The sequence below is a fragment of the Leisingera caerulea DSM 24564 genome (genome assembly GCF_000473325.1).
In the GTDB taxonomy this organism is placed as follows: Bacteria; Pseudomonadota; Alphaproteobacteria; order Rhodobacterales; family Rhodobacteraceae; genus Leisingera; species Leisingera caerulea.
The window spans coordinates 1,035,557-1,058,216 of sequence record NZ_KI421513.1 but is presented as its reverse complement, the minus strand read 5'-3'; the positions used below and the strand labels follow the sequence as shown (position 1 = coordinate 1,058,216).

Here is a 22,660-nt window from a genome sequence, read left to right as displayed (position 1 = left end):
CTAATCTGAGCAGGGTAAGCCGGCCCCTAAGCCGAGGCCGAAAGGCGTAGGCGATGGGAACTAGGTTAATATTCCTAGGCCAGGAGGATGTGACGGATTGTGAAGGTAGTTCAGTCTTATCGGATTGACTGGGCTGCTGATCAGTCCCTGGAAATAGCCCTCCGTCAGACCGTACCCTAAACCGACACAGGTGGACTGGTAGAGAATACCAAGGCGCTTGAGAGAACGATGTTGAAGGAACTCGGCAAAATACCTCCGTAAGTTCGCGAGAAGGAGGCCCGGGTTCAAGGCAACTTGGATCCGGGGGCACAAACCAGGGGGTGGCGACTGTTTATTAAAAACACAGGGCTCTGCGAAGCCGCAAGGCGACGTATAGGGTCTGACGCCTGCCCGGTGCCTGAAGGTTAAAAGGAGGGGTGAGAGCTCCGAATTGAAGCCCAGGTAAACGGCGGCCGTAACTATAACGGTCCTAAGGTAGCGAAATTCCTTGTCGGGTAAGTTCCGACCTGCACGAATGGCGTAACGACTTCCCCGCTGTCTCCAACATCGACTCAGCGAAATTGAATTGCCTGTCAAGATGCAGGCTTCCCGCGGTTAGACGGAAAGACCCCGTGCACCTTTACTACAGCTTCGCACTGGCATCAGGATTGTGATGTGCAGGATAGGTGGTAGGCATCGAAGCCGGAACGCAAGTTCCGGTGGAGCCTCCCTTGAGATACCACCCTTCGCACTCTTGATGTCTAACCGCGGTCCGTTATCCGGATCCGGGACCCTGCGTGGCGGGTAGTTTGACTGGGGCGGTCGCCTCCTAAAGAGTAACGGAGGCGCGCGAAGGTTGGCTCAGAGCGGTCGGAAATCGCTCGTTGAGTGCAATGGCAGAAGCCAGCCTGACTGCAAGACTGACAAGTCGAGCAGAGACGAAAGTCGGCCATAGTGATCCGGTGGTCCCGCGTGGAAGGGCCATCGCTCAACGGATAAAAGGTACGCCGGGGATAACAGGCTGATACTGCCCAAGAGTCCATATCGACGGCAGTGTTTGGCACCTCGATGTCGGCTCATCTCATCCTGGGGCTGGAGCAGGTCCCAAGGGTACGGCTGTTCGCCGTTTAAAGAGGTACGTGAGCTGGGTTTAGAACGTCGTGAGACAGTTCGGTCCCTATCTGCCGTGGGTGCAGGATACTTGAGAGGAGTTGCCCCTAGTACGAGAGGACCGGGGTGAACGATCCACTGGTGGACCAGTTGTTATGCCAATAGCAGTGCTGGGTAGCTATGATCGGACAGGATAACCGCTGAAGGCATCTAAGCGGGAAGCCCCCCTCAAAACAAGGTATCCCTGAGGGCCGTGGAAGACCACCACGCCGATAGGCCGGAGGTGTAAGCGCAGCAATGCGTTCAGCTGACCGGTACTAATCGCCCGATAGGCTTGATTTGATCCAGTAACAGACAGTGTTACTCGAACCAAATAAAGCAAACCATCCAAAACAAAAAACTTGGACAAACGTTGATTGTATTGCCTTCCGCTTGTGGAAACGTCCTGTGACGTAACTCAGGTGCGGCAACGCGCATTTGCTTTGCAAATACGCTGCCTGCCGCTAACCGAGAAAAATCCACCTGCCGAAGGCATCTGGATTTTTCTCGGTTTGGTGGCCACAGCACAAGTGAAACACCCGGTCCCATCCCGAACCCGGAAGTTAAGCACTGTCGCGCCGATGGTACTTGGGCTCAAGCCCTGGGAGAGTAGGTCACCGCCAAACCTAGTAAAATCCAAATAACTCTCTTAAACGGTCAATAACACCTGTCGCGGGATGGAGCAGCCAGGTAGCTCGTCAGGCTCATAACCTGAAGGTCGCAGGTTCAAATCCTGCTCCCGCAACCAACACTAATTCCTCAGAAATATCAAAGGCTTCGGATAAACCGTCCGGGGCCTTCTTCGTGTTCGCGCCTTGCGCACCCGCCGCAAGGCGCAGCAGCCTGTTCACACCTGGTTCTCACCGTCCTGGCTCTATTCGCGTCTTAAGGTCAGCCCGACTTGGGAATTCAGAGCTGAAACACACGCCGCGGCTTCGCTGCACGAGCAGCGTAGCTCCACAGCTTGAGGGTGATCACAAACATGTTTTCCAGCATAACTTCAGCGCCTTCTGCTGCGGTCCCCTACGCTGTCAGCGACCGCAGCGGGTGCCGCGCGGGGATGGGCTCCTCCAGATCGACACAGCTAAAAAGCGATCCGCTCGCCTCGTCCGTCCCGCGCATCATTAAGGCCGACAAACCGTCAAACCCCTTGCGCATATCTGTGACCCCGGCGGCCAGCCAGACCTTTGTGTTTGCCGGAACCGGGATCACGCCGAAAGCTTTCGGATCAATGCGGCGAGCGCATCGGGATCAAAGCCGCCCAGAACCTTCAGCCGGTGGCCGCTGGCAAGCTCCACCTCGATCTGCGCACCGGCATCCGGCGGGGCAGAAGCAGGCTCAGCTTCCAGAACTTCGCCGGCAGGAAGCGGGTGACGGGTTCTTCTTCAGCCTCGGCCGCGAACCGCGGTTCCTTCAGCCAGTTGAAGACCTGGTTCGCATTCACATCTTAGCGCCGTGCAACTTGGGCAACGGATACGGCAGGCACCCGCGTCTGTGCGCAAACCATACGCTTCTCGTCTTCAGACCAATTCCGACGCCTGCGCCGCTTTGCCATCCCCAACCTCGATAATGTCCGCTTATTCGCTAATGGACATTATCCATCACTAACGATGACCGTCAGTGCGGGCAGACCGGACGCTTAAAAGGATGGTACGGATCGCGTCCGTTGTTTATTGAGGCCGTGTGAAAAGTTACGTTGATTTATGGTGTCTGGCGAAAATTTCTGATATCTGCAACCTTTCACGCAGTTGCGTGGTCTTACAGGCAATTCGTGAATGCGAATTCGAAGAGAAACCGGAGGTGCTCGTTTTTCAATGCGCTTCCGCTCTTCGTTCTAACCACTCAGTAATCCTTCAATTTTCCGAGACACTTTGTCGGCGGCTTTTTCCAGATGGCCCGCGTCAAAGTGTGCGTAACGTTCGGTGCTGTCCGGAGACATGTGGCCGGGCAGTTTGCCGGTCATGTGGAGGGTTTCGCCGGACATGATGGCATGCTAGGCGTATGTGTGGCGGAGATCGTGCAGCCGGATTTCTGCTGGCAAATCAGCCAGGTTTTTGAAGGTCTGCCAAGCATGATCGACTGACGTGCGGTGTGGCTTTTTTGCACGCTGAGCAAGGAACACGTAGCTGGACCGGCGCTGTTTGCGCAGCCGGCTAAGGTACTGGATAGCGGCATCGCTGAGATTAACCTCGCGAGGGCCCGTCGTGGTGCGCCGGAGGACAAGCTTGTCTTTCTGGACCTCATCCCAGCTCAACCGCAGAATCTCACCGGAGCGGCAGCCTGTCAGCAGCATCAGCCAAATTGCGTCCGCAGCGTCCCGCTGTCTGGCCGTTGCGGAGTACAGCACGGCCGCCAGCCGCCGGAGCTGGTCGCTGCTCAGCATGCGACCGCGCGCCAACCGCCGGTTGAAACGCAAAGGCGCAGCCGGATTGGGCAAGCCCGCCGGAAGGTGACCTGCTTTCTGGCCCCAATACAGAATTGTCGTAAAGTGCCCAAGCGCCTGGTTGGCCCCGCTCGGCCGCAAACGGGAATAGGCATAGAACCATTCGGCGATGTCGGGCGTTGTGATCCGCGCAATTCTCCGCCGACCAAAGGCGGGCAGAAGCTGCGTATTCAGATAGCAGTCCAGCGAAAAAAGCGTGGAATTGGCATAGACCCCGCGCTTGGCATCCAGGAAGGCGGCGCAGAGCGCCGAGAAGGTGGGTGTGTTGCGCTGCTCCGGGGCAGGGGGCCGTTGCCCAGTTCCTTTTTCCGCATGGAAGGCTTCGCGTTCTTCGCAGATTTCCATGTCCTCAAAGCTCCCCAAGGTGACACGCCGGGTTTTCCCCGCGTCCCGCGTCCCGCTGCCAGCGGACCCAGGACTTGGCGCTGCCGGGCTGGACACGCAGGGCCAGGCCGTCGCACTGGGCATCATGAAGCACGTATTCCTTCTTGCGCGCCTTGAGAGATGACAAGATCAGCGGGGTGAGGAGGGTGACGGTTTTCATGCTCGCGCCCTCCGGCCCCGTTTCACCGAGCGCCAAGCCAGGAGCCCTTTGCGGAACGTGACTGGGTCGATCCCGTTTTCATCGCAGAAGGCGCCGATGGAGAGCCGTGAATTGCAGAAGCGCTGGTAAATCGAACTGTCCCGGACGCGGCCCGAAACGGGAACCTTGACGATCTTTTCCAGATGCGTGCCCACCCGCTGGCTTGCAGCCTTGATGGTGCGGTCCTCCAAATGCGCATAGCCTTCGGTGGTTGCGAGATCGGAATGGCCCAGCAACCCGCCGATCACGCGCAGATCCAGCCCGGCGTTGATGCCAACTGAGGCAAAGCTATGGCGCAGATCATGCAGGCGGACTCCGCTGAGTTTTGCGCTTTTCCGGAGCTTGCGCCAGACCCTGTCAATCCGGTGGTCCGGCATTGGGTCCTTGCCCTCGCCGAACACGTACAGGTTGTTGCGCGGAAAGGAGGCAAGAACCTGTTTTACGGGACGCCCGAGCCAGATCGCGCGCGGTCCGGACTTGGCATCTGGCAGAGCGCAACGCGGCCCGTCGATCATGTCCCACCGCAGCGCAAGCGCTTCCCCCTTGCGGCAGCCGGAGAGGGCGAGAAAGCGGAAGCAGCCCGCCTCACGCGGGTGGGTTACCTCCAGCCGCCGCAGAGCAGTTCCCGGCCGCGCCCACTGTGCCTCGGAGAGGTAAGTGGCCGTGAAACTTGTTTTGCGGCGCCTGAGCCCCTTGCAAGGGTTGCTGCCGCGCGGCTGCAGACCAAGCAGTTCCGCGTGGCGCATCATGCCAGACAAAACGGCGAGTGCGCGGTTGCCGCTGGCGGCACTGCCGGGCAGACCATCTTTCCAAGAAATCAAATCTGCCTGTGTCACCTGATTAAGCCGCTTGCTGCCCAGTTCAGGAATAATGAGGTGTTCAATGTCATGTGCGTGGGCACGTTGTGTAGCCGGTTTCCAGCTCGGGGCGAGATCCTTGAGATAGCGGCGGCTGAAGGCGGCCACCGTCGGGGCGGCGTCCGGAGCTACCCCCGCAGTTACGCCGTCGAGCAGCGTTCTAGCCAGCTCGCGGGCCTGGGGCAGGGGGATCGCGTCGGCCCGCTCGAGTGTCTGCTTCCGGGTCCTGCCATCGGCATGCCACTGCACGATCCAGGAGCTTGTGGCACCGCGCTGCCGGAGGCCCAGCTTGGGAACCTCAGTGTCCCAATGAACAGTCTCTGACCGGTGGGAAGCGGGACGTGCATTGGCGGTGTTCAGAGCGGATTTACGCATGGCTGTCTTCCTTCTCTGCTTTAGAAAAAATTCCACGCAGTTTCCCGGGAAGCGGCCGGGAAAAGCGGGAAAGCAGCATAGTTCAGGAAGGAAAACCGCCGCCGCGGCCCGTTCCGCAGGCGGGAAAGCCAGTCGGTTGAATGGCTTACCGGGTGCCTTGGAACGCCGGTTTCGGCCCGGAGGCCTCAGATTTGTTCCACACATAAAGCAGCGCGCTAGGTGTCTGCCCCACCCGCTGCACGTGCGAATTGGGCCGGGATCAAGAGGCGCCTAGACCAGAGAAATATCGGCCAGAACGGCTTTCCGGACCTCCGAGAGGCGGGAAGCTACCAGCTTACGAACGGTGTTGTAGACCGCTGGGCTCAGTGACAAATTCTGCGCCGCCAGCCAATACTTCAGTTCTTTTGCCCCCCAGGATACGAAGAGGATGTTCTTCTTGCTGTCGCTGTAGGTGAAGTTGAAGGCGCCGAGCGCGATGTTGATGATGTCGCCGGAAGCTTCGGCCGTGCCGATCTGGAAGTTGCTGCCGCTGGTTTTCGAGGTTTCGAAATCGAACAGCTTGATTGTGCCGTCGTCGTCGGCCAGCCCGCGCAGCGCGCCGATGGCGCTCTTAACGATCTCGAACTGGTTGGCCGTGGCGACCTGCGCTAGGGTTGACAGGATGACCTTTTCGAAGCTGCCGCTGCCTTGCATCGTTTCGCTGGCGGTAAACGGTGCCTCTTCGCGCACCCATCCCAGGAGGCCGAGGACCCGCATGTATTCCGTGAACCAGGCTTCACGCTCCGCCACCGGATCGGACTTGGCGTCCGCGGCGCGCTGTGCGAATAGGGTGGACAACAGCACATCCTCCTTGTGCCCCGGCGTGAGGTTATCCACGAAGGAGATCACGCTGGACGCGTTGACAGCGGCGGACAGAGCCTGTTGCTGCGCTGCCAGCGCGGAGGACGGGTCGAAACTGTCATGGGAACGATTGACCGGTTCGGAGAAGACCGATGCCTCCGAGACGGCGCGCCGGCTGCGCGTTGGGGCCAGGTCGAGGGCGCCGATCATCGCTAGGCGCTCGGTCAGGCTGCCCGGGCCCGGCGGACCCAGTGGCGGTGACGAGGCCAGGGGGCTGTCCCGGAACGCTTTCGGCCAAGTGGCGTTGTAGCCACGCGTATCGACATGGGTGAAGCTGTTGTAGCGGCCGATCCCGCCCTTGAAGAGGCCTTCCTTGTCGCGCAGGTAACGCAGTGCATGGGCCACGCCTGGTGCCGCCATGCCCCGGACCTGAAAGTCAAGCGCCGTGAACTGCATATGCTGGCTGCCAGCGGCGCCGCCGATGCAGGAATTATAGGCCGGACCGCGATAGGCATTGGTGATGGCGATAGGCTTACCGAGCCGGTCGCGCAGTTGGTCGAGCACCCGCGCGGTGGAGGCAATATTGCTCCACAGATGGCGCGGCGGATAGGTGTTCTTGCCCGCGCAGGGTCCGCCGGGGGTATTGTGGCCGCCGCCCAGGACAAGAAACTCGCCGGTTGAGAAATGCTTCAGCCCGAGGGAGGAGATGAAGGCATCGAATTCCGCGTAGCCGGACCAGGTGAGCGCCGCCTGGCTGTCGCGGAAACCTGCGCCGCGGGCCTTGGCGGAAAGGATCGCCTCGACCTCTTCCGCGCTGATCTGGTCGCGCTCCTCGCCGTCGCCCTCTTCTTCGGCGGAGCTCATCTGCTCTTCCACCGAGTGCGGGACCGGAGGCGTGCTGCCCTGCGCTGCCGGGCGGCCGGCGCGCGGTTGCAAGGTGAATGGCCGGTGCGTGGTGAAGTCGGGCTCGCGCACCAGTTTGTCGAACAACTGCGGGGTTTGGCTTGGGCTGCCGATCTGGCCTTCGGTGGCGGCGCGGAGATCGTGGTAGTTGCCTTTGAAGCGCCCGTTGTCCCAGACTTGCAGCAAGGCCCCGGTAAAGGCGCCATTTTGCGGCCCGTCCATGGCGAATTGCGTGTCCATGCAGGCACCTAGGTTCAGCACCGATGCCTTGACCGGCGTGGACAGAGGGTTGGTGAGAACGCATTCCTTTAGCGCCGAGTAGCTGTCGGAGGCACTGCGGTATGCGGCCTCATTGGCGCGCCAGACGCGGTCTTCGATATGCAGCGGCATGGCGCGGGCACCGGGCGGCGGTGCGATGGGTCTGCCGAAGAGAGCGGTTGGCATCGGCAACCCGCCCATCTTGATCATCGAGCCAGAATGACATGTATCGGCGACCACCAGCACCCGCACACCGGCGCGAAACTCCGACCACAGCATATAAAGCTCGTCGTCGGCCAATTGGAAGTCATAGAGGCATAGGGTCTCGTCGAACTTCTGGTCGCCGTCGTGATCCTCGTCCAGGTTGAAGTCGGGAACGCGTCCGCCATGGCCCGAGACCGTCATCAGGAACATGTCTCCGGCCTTGAGGTCCCGCGCCGCGCGGCGGATTTCCTCGGTGACGTTCGCCCGCGTGGCGTCTGATGTCAGCAGACGGGCAGGGGCGAAACCTTCAGCTGCTGCCAGTGTTTCCATCGCAATTGCATCAGCCTCGCAGGCGATCAGCCGGCCATCCCACCCGTCGTAGTGATCGGGGTCGACCGTGTTCAAACCTGCGTGTAGCGAGTAGCCCGTTGCTTTTCCACCGGCGATGACTGGCGGCGCGCCAAGCGCGCGGGATAGCTGATTGGCAGTGCCAAAGGGACCGCTGATGACCATCGGCGGGCTGCTGCGTGCGTTGGAGAGCGCACTGATCTCATGCTGGAATTTCGCCGCCACATCGGCGTACCCCTCGTCTGTCGGGTGCAGACCGTCATGCCAGCGATGATCGCCGACGACCCCGCGGCAGTCGATGTAGGTGACATGCGGCATCGACGCGGCTAGCCGCCGTAGGCGCCGGTTGAAATGGTCCATCATGCAGGCGGCGATGGATTTTTGCAGGCCCCGGTCGCGAATGCCGCGGCGCTCCATCGGTTTGCCCAGCCAGCGGTCCCGGTTGGGCACGGGATAATCGTAGCCGTGGCAGAGGATCGTGACATGCGGGAAAGCATCGCGGACCTGGGTGAACATGCGCTCGTAGTGGGTCAGTGCGTCGTCCAGCAGATCGTGGAACGACGGCAGTAGGTAGTCTTCGGGCATGAGATCGGGGTGGAACTCCTCAAGGTGCGCGGCGAGGCCGCCGCCTGCGACCAGATCGTTGCCACCGCCAGACAGCAGCAGTATTTCGGCCCCGGTATCGCGCAGGGCGCGCAGGTATTCCTGCTTGTCCGCCATCCGCTTAAGCAGGTCTCCGGCAGCGCCCAGCGACAGGATCGCGTAGTGGTCCAGCAGGTGGTCGATCGTGTCCTTCAGCAGCAGCGGGTACTGGAACCAGCTGTCGCCGTCAGAGACGATCAACGGCCCGTCATACCCTTTCGCGAGCGCGTTCTGGAACCGGACCTGCCGCCGCAAGCGGGCAAACCAGTTGGCCGAATTCATCAACGCCGCCGTACGCTGTTCCGCGTCGGCGGTGCGGGGGATCTGGACCGTTGCGGGGTTCAGTCTCAGTCTTGGCGCGAAGGCGGCGGAGGCGTCTTCATCGACGGTGAAGTACTGCGCCAGCTCGCTTTCGTCTGTGGTTGGGTCGGCCATCTTCGCCTGTAGCTGTTCAACTGTGATCTTTGCCATTATCTTAATCCTCATTGCTAGATGATCCCGAAATCTCCCCCATTTCGCGGATCTTGGTGAAAATGAAATCCGTGATGGCCGGATCCCGCATCAGCTCCGTTTGCGCGACTTTCCCGCCGGTGCCAGCCGGGCTTTCGACCCGGTTGAGGCGGAAGATCGAAGACTGCGGCGGGAAATCATCGCTGCCGGCCAGGCTGCTCATGCCAAATACTTCGCGCGGCTGACCTTGGGTTACGGGGGCGCCATCCTTCACTTGCGGCTCGAAGTGGCGGTCTTCAAAGCTGCGCGACACCAGATGCAGCAGCGATTTCCCATAGCTGCCGAAGTGCAGCGCCTCTTCCAGGCCGGGTGTGGGGATGTAGACGCGGGCGCGGGGCTCGGCTCCGGTGTCGATCAGCGGGGTGATCCCGGATATTTCCGGGCTGGAGGCATGAACAGTTTTGCCCTTCAGCTCACCGTTCATCGCCTCAATACAAGGGATCAGACGATGTTTGGCGCGGGGAAGTCCGATGGCGGGATGCACAAGGTGCAGTGTTTCGAACAGGTCAGCCGGTTTGCTGTGTGGGAACATCCCATCTCCATCTTCGGCGACCATTGCCAGGATCTCGTCCAAGACCATCACCCCCGCGCCCTCGGCGACAAGGTGCAGCTGGCAGCCGGTTCTTTCCTTCAACTGCATCAGATCGCGAAGGAATCTGGAGACATAGCCAAGTCCAAGCGGCCGGATCGCGGCGCGTGGGCCGGGGTGCTCGGCCGGGCCGCGCACGGCCTTCTCAGCGCAGGTCTCCACCTCGCGCCAGATCGCCCGGCCAATTCCCCGCACACGCGTTTCGATCAGCCTATCAAGATGCTCGGCCCCTTTTCCGGTTTGCGTCTCGGCGTCGTCGAAGATGAAACGAAGGACGTCCATCGAGGTTTCGACAAAGCTGTTGCACCAGAAAATCGTGTAGGGATAGAGCCCGAGTGCCTCAATACGGTCTTTGCGAAGCACCGCCGCGTCAAATGCCGGTTTGATGCCTTCGGCACTTCCGGGAATCCACAGCAGGACACCCTTGCAGAGCGTTTCGGCTGGGCCCGATCTGGTTTTCGGTTCAAGCCTTTCCTCCAGCAGAGCGCGGGTTCTCTTCCACCCCGAATGGAAGGATGGATAGGACCCGTTGGAGACGTGGAAGCCGTCATCGAGATGCATGTAGTGGCCAGCCAGGGAGGAGCAGGGTGTGGAACCGGCCCGGGCGGCAGCATGAATTCCCTTGACGCCTTTCTCTCCGGTGGAGACGGAAAAGGCCCGGGGGGCCGGAACGCCGAGCCGAAGCACCCAGCTGTCCACGACATTCTGCGCCCAATCTGCATATTGCCACAGGGCAATCCCCATCTGCCCCTTGTATCCGCCCCAGTCCTCTCCCCAGGAGTTCAAGACATGAAAGCCCTGATCGTCATACCCGGTCAGAACAACTGCATGGCAGCCGGACAGGCCCTTCTCCGGCGGCCATTTTATTACACCGCCAGTGTCGGGAGTGACGTTTTGCCATCCGTCATGGACATTGGCGGTGGTCAGGACCGCCTCGGCATCGTTCAGCGCAGAATGGTAGTGATTGAGCACCGAGGCGAGGCGGAAATATGCGCCCAAACCGGTTTCCTGTGCTTTCTTGACTTGCGCGTCCGTTGGGAAGTAGCTCTCATTGTCAGGGCTCCGTAGGAAGTAGCAAGTGCTTTGCCAGCGTCCAGGATCGTCCGTTGCCGAACTTTCAGGCCAGTCCAGGCAGGCGCCGTGATGGTAAAACCCCTTAACCGCGGAGCGAAGCGAGCGAATGCCTTCCTCCCCCCCCTGCTGGCTGTCAATCTCCGGGTACCGGTCGTGAAAATAGGCCATGCGGTAAAGCATGTCGGCGCTGGCAATGTCGGTTCGTGCCTTCGCCTTCTTCTTGGACCATTGTGCCTCGCAGATATCGGAACGGCGGAGCCATTGCAGGTTGCGCTGGATGTCGATCAGCGCGGCAAGCGCGTAACCGACGCATCGCTGGGTCAACTGCTGGTGGCGCACGCCGAAAATCGGCCGCCTGAACGCGGTCTCCCCGATAGGCTCCATCAGGCGCCTGTCGATTGAGACCGCATCGCGCAGAACCGACAGGCTGGGCACAAAGGGCTGGTCGCGCAGGTCAACCCAGTCCTGGCGTACGCCCTGGTTATCGATGAACTCGGAGGGAACTACGAAGGGCATTTGAACCTCCATGTACTGATTAGAAACAACCGAGCGCCGTGACGGGCAGGGACAGAAGATGATCCGCGTTGGCAACATCCACGTTCGTGGTGGAGGCCGCAGTCCTTGTGGAAAATCAACGGCTCTGTCCAGATTGCCTTTCTGTCGTTTTTTTCAGCCGTGAATCCAGCGGCCGTATCCCGGTATACCGGGCGGATCTTCCCTACCTTCCACCAGTGTGGAATCGCTGCCGCTTACCGGCCGGAATACTGTTAATTCTGAATAGTGTGTCGAGGTATTGCGAGCGGCGCTGCCCGCCAAAACGCCCGTCGAACATCTCGCCGATCGTGCCGTCGGTGAACATGGAGTAGAGCGCGAGGTTGAAGGCTTCGGGAAAACCATTGCGCCTTTGCGACAGCAGCAAGGCGTATGGTTCGTACGTGCCGCGTTCCGCGGCTTTCTGGTTGGTATTGCATTCCTTGCTGCTGATCTTCGTATATCCATCGATCGCCGCACGGACGAGGTCGACATCACCGAAGTACCGGTAGATACGGTTTTCGCAGAACGCTTCGGCTGCCTTGCCGTGCGAGGCAAAGGGCTTCGCGCAGACACCGATGGTCCCGTCATTGGCATTGTCAGCTGCTTTCATGACGGTGCTGCCGATCGTGGCGCCTTCCACATATCCCCATATCTCGAATTCCGGCTCGCTGGGTTCCTGCTCGGGCCAAATCTGCGGTGGGTCCCAGGCGCTGCGTTCTCCGGTGCCGCTGCCGCCGGGGGCCGGAGCATCGGACTCTGAGGTTTCGGTCGCGGTGTCCAGTGCCTCGAGAATTGCATCGCAGGCGGCAGGCCACTTGATCTTTGGCCGTTCGGGCAGTTCCCGCGCATGCGGCCGAAGCAGCCAGGATAAAGGAGGAAGCCGTAGCGGCTTGCTGCAGTAAATCGCTTTGAGCTGGTCGCTGTCGGGGCATTTACTTCGGAGTTTACGACCCAGGCGTCGGCGGAATTCACGGCGCGGGTAAGTCTGCTGGATATACGCCCCGTTCGCGACATAGAGAATGGGCGAGAAAACAAACCGCCCGGCGCCATGGTGCGGCCCCGCGAAAGCTTCCATACGCGCCAGCGTGATGGTCGTCGGGTCGCACAGAAGATCGACGCCTTGCTTGGTCCGACAGGCCGTGCCCGCTGTGCAGTTCTTGTTGCCGGATGCAAGCAGGTTGGCGCGTTGGCCTGCGGTTATTTCGACGGTTTCGCGCCGGTAACCAGCCCGCGTCAGCGCGGTGGTGCAGATATCCCAGAAAAATCCGCGGAAATGGCCGCTGGTGGAGTCTTTCCAAATGAAGGGTGGAACATCCGGACGCACGCCCATGCGGATCGGTTCATCGCAGTTTGCACACATGCTCTGAGCCGCGAGCGGGCCGGCGCAGAATGCGGCCAGAACGGCAGAGGCAGCCAGGGCCTTCATGTCTCCGCCGCAGCCGGATTATCCGAGCTGCCACCAGACTGCGCCGGTAACTTGACAAAGGAGCGCCCGCTGAGAGCTTCGGAGACGCAAAACATCACCAATGCTCCCAGAATGGTGCAGTTCAACGTTGCCCAGATCATCAGGCCGGCGTCGATATCTTCAAAAGCGCGATTGCCTCGGCTGGCGGCAAGAAAGGACAGATACCGCGTCAATGCACCTGTCATCATCATCACGACGGCGCCGATGGCGGCCCAGACAAAACTGTATCCGAGCGACAGTTCGCTCCAAACGCGGGCGTTTCTCGCAAGCCTCTGCGGGTCCGTTCTTCTAGGGTTCTCGCCCCGTTTGTAGCGGAAAGCATCGATCCAAAGTCGTTGGCGCGCATCCAGCAAAATGACGACCATGAGCGACAAGATCGCCCCGCGGAGTGCGACTGGACTGTTATATTCGAAACTCCGCTGAACGAATGCCCAAACATCTTCGGCCTTCGCTTCGCCCTTAATAACACCAGACAGGAAGACGTACGTTGCTAACATCATCAAGGTCGAGAAGGCCCAGGCTGCAAAAACCAACATCGCGGCTTGTGGCAGCCAGCGCGTCCAATGTGACGGGTAGCGCAGGTTTTCCCAGTTCCACTGCCCGTCGCCAGTCTCGTCAATGTCGCGGAGCCAACGCAGGGTGATAGCCACGATGATAGCCAGCCCGTAGCTATTGAAGGCGGAGGCCGAGTAATTCAGCATTCTCTCATATGGACTGCTTTCCATCTCGCCCCTAATGAGGCTGAATTCAGCGGCGCCCGGCCATAGCAGTGCCCATGCGGCAGTCCATGTCATCACGATGGCCAACGTCCAAAACAGCGCCAAGGTCGTAGCACGTTGACGCAGCATTGGCTCTGTCCTGCTGTCGTGTAGCACCCTTAGAAATTCTTGAAGCCGTTCGCGGGCTTCTTTCTGGCGAGCATTAGCGCTTGGGCGGCGGCTGAAGGGTTGAATGACACCGTGCTCATCATAAAGGGCGATCAGAACACAGAAGTCGCTTGCCAATAGGTCGGCTTCGACGGCCAGGTTTTCCAGCTTTTCGCGCGATAAGTCGCCCTCGGCCATGCTAATCAGGGCGTCCTTTCTCCGTCTCAGCTCATCCTCCATTTCCGTGAAACGCAGTTTGTCGCCGGAGTTGGAAACATGCAGGTTCTCTTCGAGAAACCACGCTGCTGCGACAAAAATGACCTCGATATTCAGGCAGAAATCGTCGAAGTTCCCGAGGGAAAGGCGGGCTTCGTCACGCAATTTCCGCATGAGTTCGACGTCGGACGGCGAGACCATTAGTGCGCTCACCCGCTGTTTTGTCTCTTCCTCTTTTTCGTTGTCCTCTATTTTTCCATTCGTTTTCCTGAAAATGCCAAGAACTCCCGCGTTCGAGCGGAGATTGTCTGATGCATCAATGACCCAGGTTGGGATTCCGGCCATGCGATGGGCCACCATGCGCAGCCATTCATCAGCGCGTTCCAGGGCGGGTATGGCTGGTGCAAGACCAACCATGATCAGCGCCAGCCCTAACGAGACTTGCGGTTCTATAAAGCCGTCGCTGTCGCCTTTGTTTGTCGTCACGGTTTCGGACGGCTGAAGTTCATCGGTCCAATATTTGATGACGGGCTCTCCCAGCGGCGCAAAGCCCGTCGTCAAAATGGCGTCAACGTCGGCCGTTGCGGACGGAACGGCAATCGACTGGCCGTTGCCCGCCGGAGCGGGCAGACCGCTCGCCCCTTGGTCTGGAACGATGGCTTGGGCGCCGATCAGTGGCAGCAGCAAATCGGCATACGCGCAGAGAACTAGGTATGTCAGGATAAGAACTAGAGTATATATGAAGTAGGCGAACCCTACTTGGCGTCTCGCACGGAGCTTGTCCGGGGTCAGGAAATTGACCAGCCTGTCAAGTCTTCGACCGGTCTCATATGAGATGCGATTAAAGCGCGTATAGGAAAACGCGACAAGAATACCGCCGCCATAGATCAGCGCGGCAAGATCGGACATGCCGTCGGGAAACATCTCGATTTCTACTCGGGTTTAGCGGCAGGGCTGTGAGGCTGGATCACATGGGGGCTGAGCCGAAACTGAAGCCGGTGCTGCACAGCATACTGCAAGGATGATCACTAGATACTTCACGGCGAAACCCCGCTACTACAAACTGATAACATAAAAAATTTAGCCTATTTATTGATTAAATACAACCTTAAGATAATACCGGTATTTCTCCGTTGGCCGGTATTCAGAGGTCTCGCAACTGACGACCTGCAGCTAAAGTCGTTAAGCCCTCGTTTGGATTGAGTGAATTCCCGTCTGGCCGGCACCAATCCTGTTACGGACACCTGCGACAAGGTGTTCGCTCCGGCCCTCCAAGGTAGTTGTATCTCTGATTTGTCAAAGCGCACACCAATCGGACCGCGACTCGCGAAAGGGTTCGGCACAGACCGCAGCAAAGGAAGGTCACGTCCGTCGAGCTGTTGTAATTTCCCGGATGGCCTGAGGTCATGATCAGGCGGCTTGTGTTGAAAGGCTGAGAATGAGGTCTGTCTCCTCTGCGTCGATTTCGGCGAAGGCCTCCACCATCATGTAGCGGCTGGCGGTCTGCCATTCGTCGTTCTGTTCGAACAGCACGGCGCCGATCAGGTGGGTGATGGAGGCCTCATTCGGGAAGATACCGACGACATCGGCTCGGCGCTTCACCTCCTTGTTCAAGCGCTCGATCGGATTGGTGCTGTGCAACTTCGTCTTGTGCTGGCGCGGGAACGCCATGTAGGCCAGCACGTCGTGCTCGCTCTCATCCATGAGGTCAGCCAGCTTAGGCCATCGCCCGCGGAGCTGATCCGCAACGCGCCGCCAGGTTTCTTCGGCCGATGCGCGGTCGGGTTGGTCGAAGGCCTGGCGGATCGCAGCGGCGACTACGGTGTGCTGGCCGCGTGAGACATGAGCCAGAGCATTGCGCATCCAGTGAACGCGACATCGCTGCCAGGTTGCTTCGAAGACCCGCACGATGGCCGCCCTGAGGCCGCTGTGCGCGTCGCTGACCACCAGCTTGGTGCCGTCGAGCCCTCGGGCTTTCAAGCCGCGCAAGAAGTCCGCTCAGAAAGTCTCGGCTTCAGACGGACCAAGCCCCAGACCAATAATTTCGCGCCGTCCATCTGGACCTGTCCCGGTTTGATGCCGCTCCTTTGATAGCATTTATTGCAGCAAAGGAGATGAACTATGGGACTGAAGCGGACGGATGAATTCCGCCAAGATGCTGTGCGGATCGCATTAACGAGCGGGCTTACGCGTAAGCAGGTGGCTTCTGATTTAGGTGTTGGGCTGTCGACGCTGAACAAATGGATCACGGCACATCGAGACACTGATGCGGTGTCGAAAGAGGATTTGAGCCTCGCTCAGGAGAATGAACGCCTTCGGCGCGAGGTGCGCATTCTCAAGGAGGAGAGGGACATCCTAAAAAAGGCCGCCCAATTCTTCGCGGGCCTAAAGCAATGAGATTTAAGTTCATCGAAGAGCACCAAGACAGGTTCCCGGCCAAACGCCTATGCGATGTCGTCGGTGTCAGCACACGCGGATTGCGGGCCTTCCGCAGTCGGCCAGCCAGTCGCAGGCAGCGCTCTGATATGGTCACACTGGCGCACATCAAAGAACAGTCACGTCTCAGCCTGGGCAGCTATGGTCGGCCAAGAATGACCGAAGAGCTTAAGGAGATCGGCCTGGATGTTGGCCATCGCCGTGTGGGCCGTTTGATGCGCCAGAATGGCATATCCGTGGTTCGAACCCGCAAATACAAGGCCACGACCGATAGCGACCACCAGTTCAACATCGCACCCAATCTGCTGGATCGAAACTTCACAGCAGACCTGCCAAACCAGAAATGGGCGGGTGACATCAGCTATGTCTGGACGCGTGAGGGATGGTTGTATCTTGCTGTGATCCTGGACCTGCATTCCCGGCGTGTCATTGGGTGGGCCGTCAGCAATCGCATGAAGCGGGACTTGGCGATCCGGGCGCTGAAGATGGCTATCGCCTTCAGATCACCGCCTAAGGGCTGCATTCATCACACAGATCGCGGGTCGCAATACTGTTCACACGACTATCAAAAAATCCTGCGTCAGCATGGCTTCCAGGTGTCTATGAGCGGCAAGGGTAATTGTTACGACAATGCCGCGGTCGAGACGTTCTTCAAGACCATCAAAGCTGAACTGATCTGGCGACAGTCATGGGACACACGGCGTCAGGCTGAGATGGCCATCTTTGAATACATCAACGGCTTCTATAACCCGCGCCGCCGTCACTCAGCACTGGGCTGGAAAAGCCCGGTCGCTTTCGAACGAAAGGTGGCTTAAACGAGCACTTGGGGCGGCACTAAAACGCGACACGTCCAATACTCGCAATCTATTCAAGGTTGATTGTTGCAAGGCCAACACCATCAGTCAACGGGGAGGCATTTTTCCTGCAAGTGGAAAATGTTAGTTCACCTTTTTCGCAATGAAAGTCTGCTTCTTGAACCAGTAGCCATTTTCTCGCTCCTGCAGCGAAGGTCCGGTCACCGCCCGACCTGCATGCGCTGGCCCGCCAGGCTGGTCACCAGGCTTGGGGCCGCTTTGGGCTGGCTTGAGCCGATCACAACTGGCCTGGGGCAGGCTGGTGCTGGATTCTCGGTGCTGTGCCGCCGCATGGCGGCAGAGAGCCCAGACCTACGAATGCTGCAACGTGCGCGGATGTCGGCTTCTTGTTCATCTTATGCATCATTGGTAATCTAACAGGATGCAAATTTGGCCGATAGAAAAGGCGTTGCGAAATGACGACGGTACACGCTCAGTCGACATACGCATCAGTCCTGACGGCAAGTTTTTCCGTTACTATGAGAACGCATGGATCACCGTCGGAGACGACGAATTGCTATACTATCCAGACGGGGGGTATTGGTCGTGCCCAGAGATGTCAGGGTATTACGAAAGCCTCGAAGACTGTGAGCGTGGGGCGCGTAATGATGTTGGCTGGCTTGCAGGCCCTCCCTGAAGCAAAGTTTCCATAATGTTACGAACTGATATTCGATGCGGACGTTCGCGCAGCCGCAGCAAATTGCCGCTTTGTCCGGCACTGTGTGAGCTCACCGGCGGCAAAACCTCGCAGTCGCAGCGAACGACCGGAACGGCAGGCCGCGCCGCAGCGTAGAACCTCACCTGGTTGCTTCAAACGGCCGAGTTTGCAAAGGCTGCTATCTGCGCATGCACTAAATCGCTCCGCGATAGGGGCTCTGCGTGGCAGGCGTTGGGCTGAAGCGGTATTTGTTTCGCGGTTTAGGAGGTCGGGTGTGTGCTGTTGGCCGAGGTGATTTTGCCTCGGTTGATAGAGGGTTTTCCCATGACCAATCAGCACCCTGCACCGGCGACACCCCTTCGGGCGCGCATGATCGCGGATATGTCCGCACGCAATCTCGGACCTGCGTCGCAGACCAGCCACCTGCGGGCCTGCAAGCGGTTTGCCTCCTGGCTCGGGCGATCTCCGGAGACAGCTTCACCGGATGACGTGAAGCATTTCCAGCTGCATCTGATCGAGAGCGGGACCAGTATCTGCACCCGCAACCAGACCATGACCGGGCTGAAGTTCCTGTTCCGGGTCACCCTGCGCCGGCATGACCTTGCGGCCGAAGTGTTCCACCTCAAAAAGCCCGTGAAGGTTCCCCTCGTGCTGAGCCGCAACGAGGTCAAACGCGTTCTGGCCATGGCGCCCGGCCTGAAAGCGCGTGTTATGCTGTCACTCGCCTATGGATGCGGCCTGCGGGCAAGCGAGGTCGTCCGGCTGAAGGTCGGCGACATCGACGGGGAACAGAAGATCATCCGCATTGTGCAGGCCAAAGGCCGCAAGGATCGCAACGTGATGTTGCCCGGGGACATTCTGGGTTTGTTGCGCGAGTGGTGGACCCAACGCCCCGCGAGCCAGGACACGGGCGTGCCCGGACCCGAGCGGGTTCTCTTCCCCGGCTATCGCGGCAAACACCTCTCGGCCCGCCAGATTTCGCGGCTGTTCAAGGAGGCCGCGCGGGCCGCAGGGATTACCAAGCCGGTGACGCTGCACACGTTGCGCCATTCCTTTGCGACACATCTGCTGGAACGCGGCGTCGACATCCGGGTCATTCAGGCGCTGCTCGGTCATGCCAAACTCACCACGACGGCGCGCTATGCCAGCGTCGCTACGGGCATGATCGCGGCGGTGGAGAGCCCGCTGGACGGCCTGACCGCGGCGAAGCGCAGGAAGGGCAGGAAACGCGCGTCATAGCGCGCCTTGCCCCCATCACATTTGGAGGTCGCGGATGTCTTCCGCATGCATGGTGCTGCTTGGCGGGCGGCCAATGCGGACCATATCAGCCTCGATCAGTTGAAGGTGATGAGCGCCATCGAGCGCTGCCGCACGGCCGTGCTTGGCGGTCATGTTGCACGATGTGAAGACTGCGCGCATGAACATATCGCCTACAATTCGTGCCGGAACAGGCACTGTCCCAAATGCCAGGCGGGTGCGGCCAAGGCATGGCTGGCGGCGCGGGAGGCCGAACTGCTGCCCGTGCGGTATTTCCACCTGGTCTTCACGCTGCCAAAACCGGTCGCCGACATCGCCCGCCATAACAAACGGGAGATCTACAATCTGCTGATGCGATCAAGTGCGGACACGGTGATCCGGATCGCCGCCGACCCCAAGCACCTTGGCGCCCGGGCCGGCATCACATCCGTCCTGCACACTTGGGGCTCGGCGATGACGCACCATCCGCATGTCCACATGATCGTGCCGGGCGGTGGCCTGTCTGCCGATGGCACCGGTTGGATCGCCTGCCGCAGGAATTTCTTCCTCTCTGTCCGGGTGCTGTCCCGCCTCTACCGGCGCCTCTTCCTGGACGGGCTGGCCCGGCTGCACAAAGCCGGGAAGCTGCACTTCTTCGGCGATCATGCCAGGCTTGCGGATCGCGCGGCCTTCGACGCTTTCCTGCGACCGCTGCGCAAGATCGATTGGGTTGTGTATGCCAAGGAGCCCTTCGCCGGCCCCAGAGCCGTGCTGGCATACCTGTCGCGCTACACCCACCGTGTCGCGATCTCGAACAGCCGCCTGATCCGCATGGACGGCCGGAGCGTCACCTTCCGCGTCAAGGATTACCGCGTCAACGGTCCCGGGCGGCATACCACCATGACCCTCAAGACCGGCGAGTTCATCCGCCGGTTCCTGATCCATGTCCTGCCCAAGGGGCAGCATCGCATCCGCCACTACGGCTTCTTCGGGAATGGCAACCGTGCCGCCAATATCGCCAGGATCAAGGAACTGCTCGGGGCCGAAACATCAGATCAGGGTCACGCTCGCGATGACAATATCGATGCATCCGATGCATCCGATGCACTTGCCCGCGTCCTCGCGCTGCCATGCCCCTGCTGCGGCGGGCGGTTGGTCATCGTCGAAACCATGGCGCCAGAACGGCGCCCCAGAGCGCCGCCAGGAACAGCGAGGGCTGCTGCATGACACGCGCGCCAAAGACCGGAAGTCCAATTGCCGCTGCTCACGATACCGCTTGCGGCCAAACCGGAATGCCTGCAACCCGGATAGCAGTGGTGCGAAGGTTGTCGGCCCCCGCAAGACGCGGCGCATGCCCATCAAAGCTCGCAGAATCCGTACCGAAGCTGCCTGCAACGAGCGCGCTTGGGCCAACCTGCAGAGCAATAACCAAGGCAATCAACCCCTTCAAATCCCCATAGACGCAGTTGGTGTGCCCAATTCCAACACCGCGATTTCCCGCTTGCGCGCTTCTCCGACGCCAGGCAATGCCGCGCATCATTCAAACGTCGCGCGTGGCGTCCGAGAAACCTGCAGCAGACTTGCCGTTAGCTGCGAGCTATCATGGGTTTATATGATTGCGGAGAGGGCAGGTAGGATACGGCGGTTGCCTGCTCCCGCAACCAACACTAATTCACCTGAAATATCAAAGGCTTCGGGTAAACCGTCCGAGGCCTTCTTCGTGTTCGGGCCTTCCGCACCCGCCGCGAAGCGCAGCAGTCCGGCCAGATCGCCCTCAAGGGTCAGATCCAGGCCTGCGCCCTCCGCCACAGGTGTCAGCACGATCCGCGCCACCAGTGCCCGCAGCGACTCCTTAGCGTCTTCCATGCCTTCGGCGGAGCCAAGGGTCCGGATCAGCCGCGACACCCGTTCGCGGTAGGCCTCCGCCATCGAGGGGTGAAACACCACCGTCTCCGGGGCAGGGGTGTGTTCCAGCTCCCGTTCCAGCTGCTGGCGCCGCGCGTCGAGCTCGATCATCCAGTCCTTCACCTGATCTGCGGGTGTCTGACGTCAGCGCCAATGGGACAGTTTAGGCTGATTTGATAAGAGAGGGTTTCTGGCACATCGTAACCACCGAGGAGTGGAGATGAGACAGAAACCAGGAACCAAGCGGAGCCACGGCGAGAAGGTCGTCAAGGACATCCGCCGTGCCACCCGAAAGCAGTATTCAGCTGAGGAGAAGATCAGGGTCGTCTTGGACGGCCTGAAGGGCGAGGACAGCATTGCAGAGCTGTGTCGCCGCGAGGGCATTGCGCAAAGCTTGTATTACAGCTGGTCCAAGGAACTCCTCGAAGCCGGGAAGAAACGCTTGGCGGGCGATACGGCGCGTGCGGCGACGTCGAGCGAGGTCAAAGACCTTCGCCGGGAAGCCCGAGATCTAAAGGAGGTTGTCGCTGAGCAGGCCCTGGAGTTGCGGCTGCTCAAAAAAGCATGATTGCGGATGGGGACGACGGCGAATGAAGTATCCCGCATCTGAGAAGCTGGAGATCATCCGGCTGGTGGAAGGGTCGCACCTGCCGACCAGGCGCACGCTGGACAAGCTCAGCATCCCTAGAACGACCTTCTGCCGCTGGTATGATCGGTATTTGTCGGGCGGCCCTGAGGCGCTGGAGGATCGCAGTCCCAGGCCGTCGCGGGTCTGGAACCGCATCCCTGAGCCGGTGCGCGAGAAGATCAAGGACCTGGCCCTGCAGGAAAGCGATCTGTCGTCGCGCGAGTTGGCCGTGTAATTCACTGACACGGAAAACTATTTTGTGTCAGAGGCTTCGGTCTATCCACTGCCCAGCAGGGCATTGCGCAGCAATGTCCCGAGAGGGGCATCCTCAAGGCCTGCGACCTGATCCCCAGCCCGGCTTATGTGGTTCTGTTCGCCGCTGACGAGTTCCGTGACAAGGCGACCCGACCGAACCAGCTTTGGCAGACCGACTTCACCTACCAGAAGGTCATCGGCTGGGGCTGGTTCTACTTGTCCACGATCCTCGACGATTACAGCCGCTACATCATCGCCTGGAAACTTTGCACGACGATGACGTCAGGCGATGTGACCGACACGCTCGACCTGGCGCTGCAGGCTTCGGGTTGTGATCAGGCGACGGTTCTGCAAAAGCCCCGCCTGCTCAGTGACAACGGGTCGAGTTACATCTCGGGCGAGTTAGCCGATTGGCTGGAAGATCGGCAGATGGATCATGTCCGCGGTGCCCCATATCACCCGCAAACTCAGGGCAAGATCGAGCGCTGGCACCAGACCCTGAAGAACCGCATCCTGCTGGAGAACTACTTCCTGCCCGGCGATCTCAGGCAAAAGATCGACGCCTTCGTCGAGCATTAAAACCACCGACGATCCCACGAGAGCCTGCAGAACCTCACCCCGGCCGATGTCTACTTCGGGCGCGGCCAGACCATCCTGAAACAACGAGAAAGGATCAAACGAAAGACTGTCGAAACCCGGCGCTTGCTTCACCGAAGATACGCCGCATAATCAAACCAACCAGATGAGCCAGACCCTCTCTTAGCTCAGGCGGCCATCTGTCCCAAATTCTCTGACGACGGACACCCCCAATGGGCCTGTCAGGCTGGCAGCGGCTGGAAAGGAGGAATTTTCC

Annotated in this window: 13 protein-coding genes, 1 tRNA gene, 2 rRNA genes and 3 pseudogenes (1 of these 19 only partly in view); 7 read left to right on the top strand and 12 right to left on the bottom strand. The window is 59.8% G+C overall.

Annotated features, from left to right (window positions below; genetic code table 11):
- The 3 genes from CAER_RS0112495 to CAER_RS0112485 all read left to right on the top strand — a co-directional run.
- A 23S ribosomal RNA gene (locus CAER_RS0112495) occupies positions 1-1,431 on the top strand (it extends 1,397 nt beyond the left edge of the window).
- Positions 1,432-1,639: 208 nt separating this feature from the next.
- A 5S ribosomal RNA gene (gene rrf / locus CAER_RS0112490) occupies positions 1,640-1,754 on the top strand.
- A gap of 45 nt (positions 1,755-1,799) precedes the next feature.
- Positions 1,800-1,876, top strand: a tRNA-Met gene (locus tag CAER_RS0112485).
- 380 nt (positions 1,877-2,256) lie between these two features.
- On the opposite strand, the pseudogene CAER_RS30515 reads toward CAER_RS0112485, so the two are convergent.
- The 11 genes and pseudogenes from CAER_RS30515 to CAER_RS27965 form a co-directional block, all read right to left on the bottom strand.
- Positions 2,257-2,340: pseudogene (locus tag CAER_RS30515) on the bottom strand (IS66 family insertion sequence element accessory protein TnpB); the annotation flags it as partial.
- Positions 2,341-2,398: 58 nt separating this feature from the next.
- Positions 2,399-2,572: a hypothetical protein gene (locus tag CAER_RS30510; protein ID WP_245597360.1), complete on the bottom strand. Its 174-nt coding sequence runs from the start codon at positions 2,570-2,572 to the stop codon at positions 2,399-2,401.
- Positions 2,573-2,962: 390 nt separating this feature from the next.
- The gene (locus tag CAER_RS30350) at positions 2,963-3,112 is read right to left on the bottom strand and encodes a hypothetical protein (protein ID WP_154667772.1); all 150 of its coding nucleotides are present in this window, start codon (positions 3,110-3,112) and stop codon (positions 2,963-2,965) included.
- Between the two features lie 9 nt (positions 3,113-3,121).
- Complete coding sequence (locus tag CAER_RS0112465; RefSeq protein WP_027235666.1) at positions 3,122-3,916, bottom strand: tyrosine-type recombinase/integrase; 795 nt, start codon at positions 3,914-3,916, stop codon at positions 3,122-3,124.
- A 4-nt stretch (positions 3,917-3,920) separates the two neighbouring features.
- The gene (locus CAER_RS30065; RefSeq protein ID WP_027235665.1) at positions 3,921-4,115 is read right to left on the bottom strand and encodes an Arm DNA-binding domain-containing protein; all 195 of its coding nucleotides are present in this window, start codon (positions 4,113-4,115) and stop codon (positions 3,921-3,923) included.
- Positions 4,112-5,422: a tyrosine-type recombinase/integrase gene (locus CAER_RS0112455; protein WP_161631087.1), complete on the bottom strand. Its 1,311-nt coding sequence runs from the start codon at positions 5,420-5,422 to the stop codon at positions 4,112-4,114. The genes CAER_RS30065 and CAER_RS0112455 overlap by 4 nt, the downstream gene beginning before the upstream one ends.
- 234 nt (positions 5,423-5,656) lie before the next feature.
- Positions 5,657-9,052 (bottom strand): D-Ala-D-Ala carboxypeptidase family metallohydrolase, encoded by a 3,396-nt coding sequence (locus CAER_RS30345; protein WP_051357776.1) that lies wholly within the window; start codon positions 9,050-9,052, stop codon positions 5,657-5,659.
- Between the two features lie 4 nt (positions 9,053-9,056).
- The gene (locus tag CAER_RS0112440; RefSeq protein ID WP_027235663.1) at positions 9,057-11,270 is read right to left on the bottom strand and encodes a C1 family peptidase; all 2,214 of its coding nucleotides are present in this window, start codon (positions 11,268-11,270) and stop codon (positions 9,057-9,059) included.
- Positions 11,271-11,472: 202 nt separating this feature from the next.
- Positions 11,473-12,714 (bottom strand): type 2 periplasmic-binding domain-containing protein, encoded by a 1,242-nt coding sequence (locus CAER_RS0112435; RefSeq protein WP_027235662.1) that lies wholly within the window; start codon positions 12,712-12,714, stop codon positions 11,473-11,475.
- Positions 12,711-14,759, bottom strand: coding sequence for a hypothetical protein (locus CAER_RS30165; protein ID WP_036797281.1), 2,049 nt, complete (start codon positions 14,757-14,759; stop codon positions 12,711-12,713). Before CAER_RS30165 ends, CAER_RS0112435 begins: the two co-directional genes overlap by 4 nt.
- A 486-nt stretch (positions 14,760-15,245) precedes the next feature.
- Positions 15,246-15,893 (bottom strand): annotated as a pseudogene (locus CAER_RS27965) (IS256 family transposase); the annotation flags it as partial.
- A 63-nt stretch (positions 15,894-15,956) separates the two neighbouring features.
- Here CAER_RS27965 and CAER_RS0112415 point away from each other — a divergent pair.
- The 3 genes from CAER_RS0112415 to CAER_RS0112405 all read left to right on the top strand — a co-directional run bounded on the left by CAER_RS0112415 (position 15,957) and on the right by CAER_RS0112405 (position 20,246).
- Positions 15,957-17,086 (top strand): IS3 family transposase gene (locus CAER_RS0112415; protein ID WP_154667770.1). Its coding sequence is split into 2 segments (ribosomal slippage): positions 15,957-16,203 and positions 16,203-17,086, totalling 1,131 coding nucleotides; the frame shifts between segments, so codons are not numbered across the junction.
- A gap of 1,021 nt (positions 17,087-18,107) precedes the next feature.
- A complete protein-coding gene (locus tag CAER_RS0112410) occupies positions 18,108-19,022 on the top strand; it encodes a tyrosine-type recombinase/integrase (RefSeq protein WP_027235660.1) in 915 nt (304 codons plus the stop codon).
- 6 nt (positions 19,023-19,028) lie between these two features.
- Positions 19,029-20,246, top strand: coding sequence for an IS91 family transposase (locus CAER_RS0112405; RefSeq protein WP_027235659.1), 1,218 nt, complete (start codon positions 19,029-19,031; stop codon positions 20,244-20,246).
- A 381-nt stretch (positions 20,247-20,627) separates the two neighbouring features.
- On the opposite strand, the gene CAER_RS0112400 is transcribed toward CAER_RS0112405, so the two are convergent.
- Entirely contained in the window at positions 20,628-21,035 is a 408-nt protein-coding gene (locus CAER_RS0112400; RefSeq protein WP_027235658.1) for a hypothetical protein, read from the bottom strand.
- A 109-nt stretch (positions 21,036-21,144) separates the two neighbouring features.
- Here CAER_RS0112400 and CAER_RS27955 point away from each other — a divergent pair.
- Positions 21,145-22,536, top strand: a pseudogene (locus CAER_RS27955) (IS3 family transposase).
- Positions 22,537-22,660 lie beyond the last annotated feature (124 nt).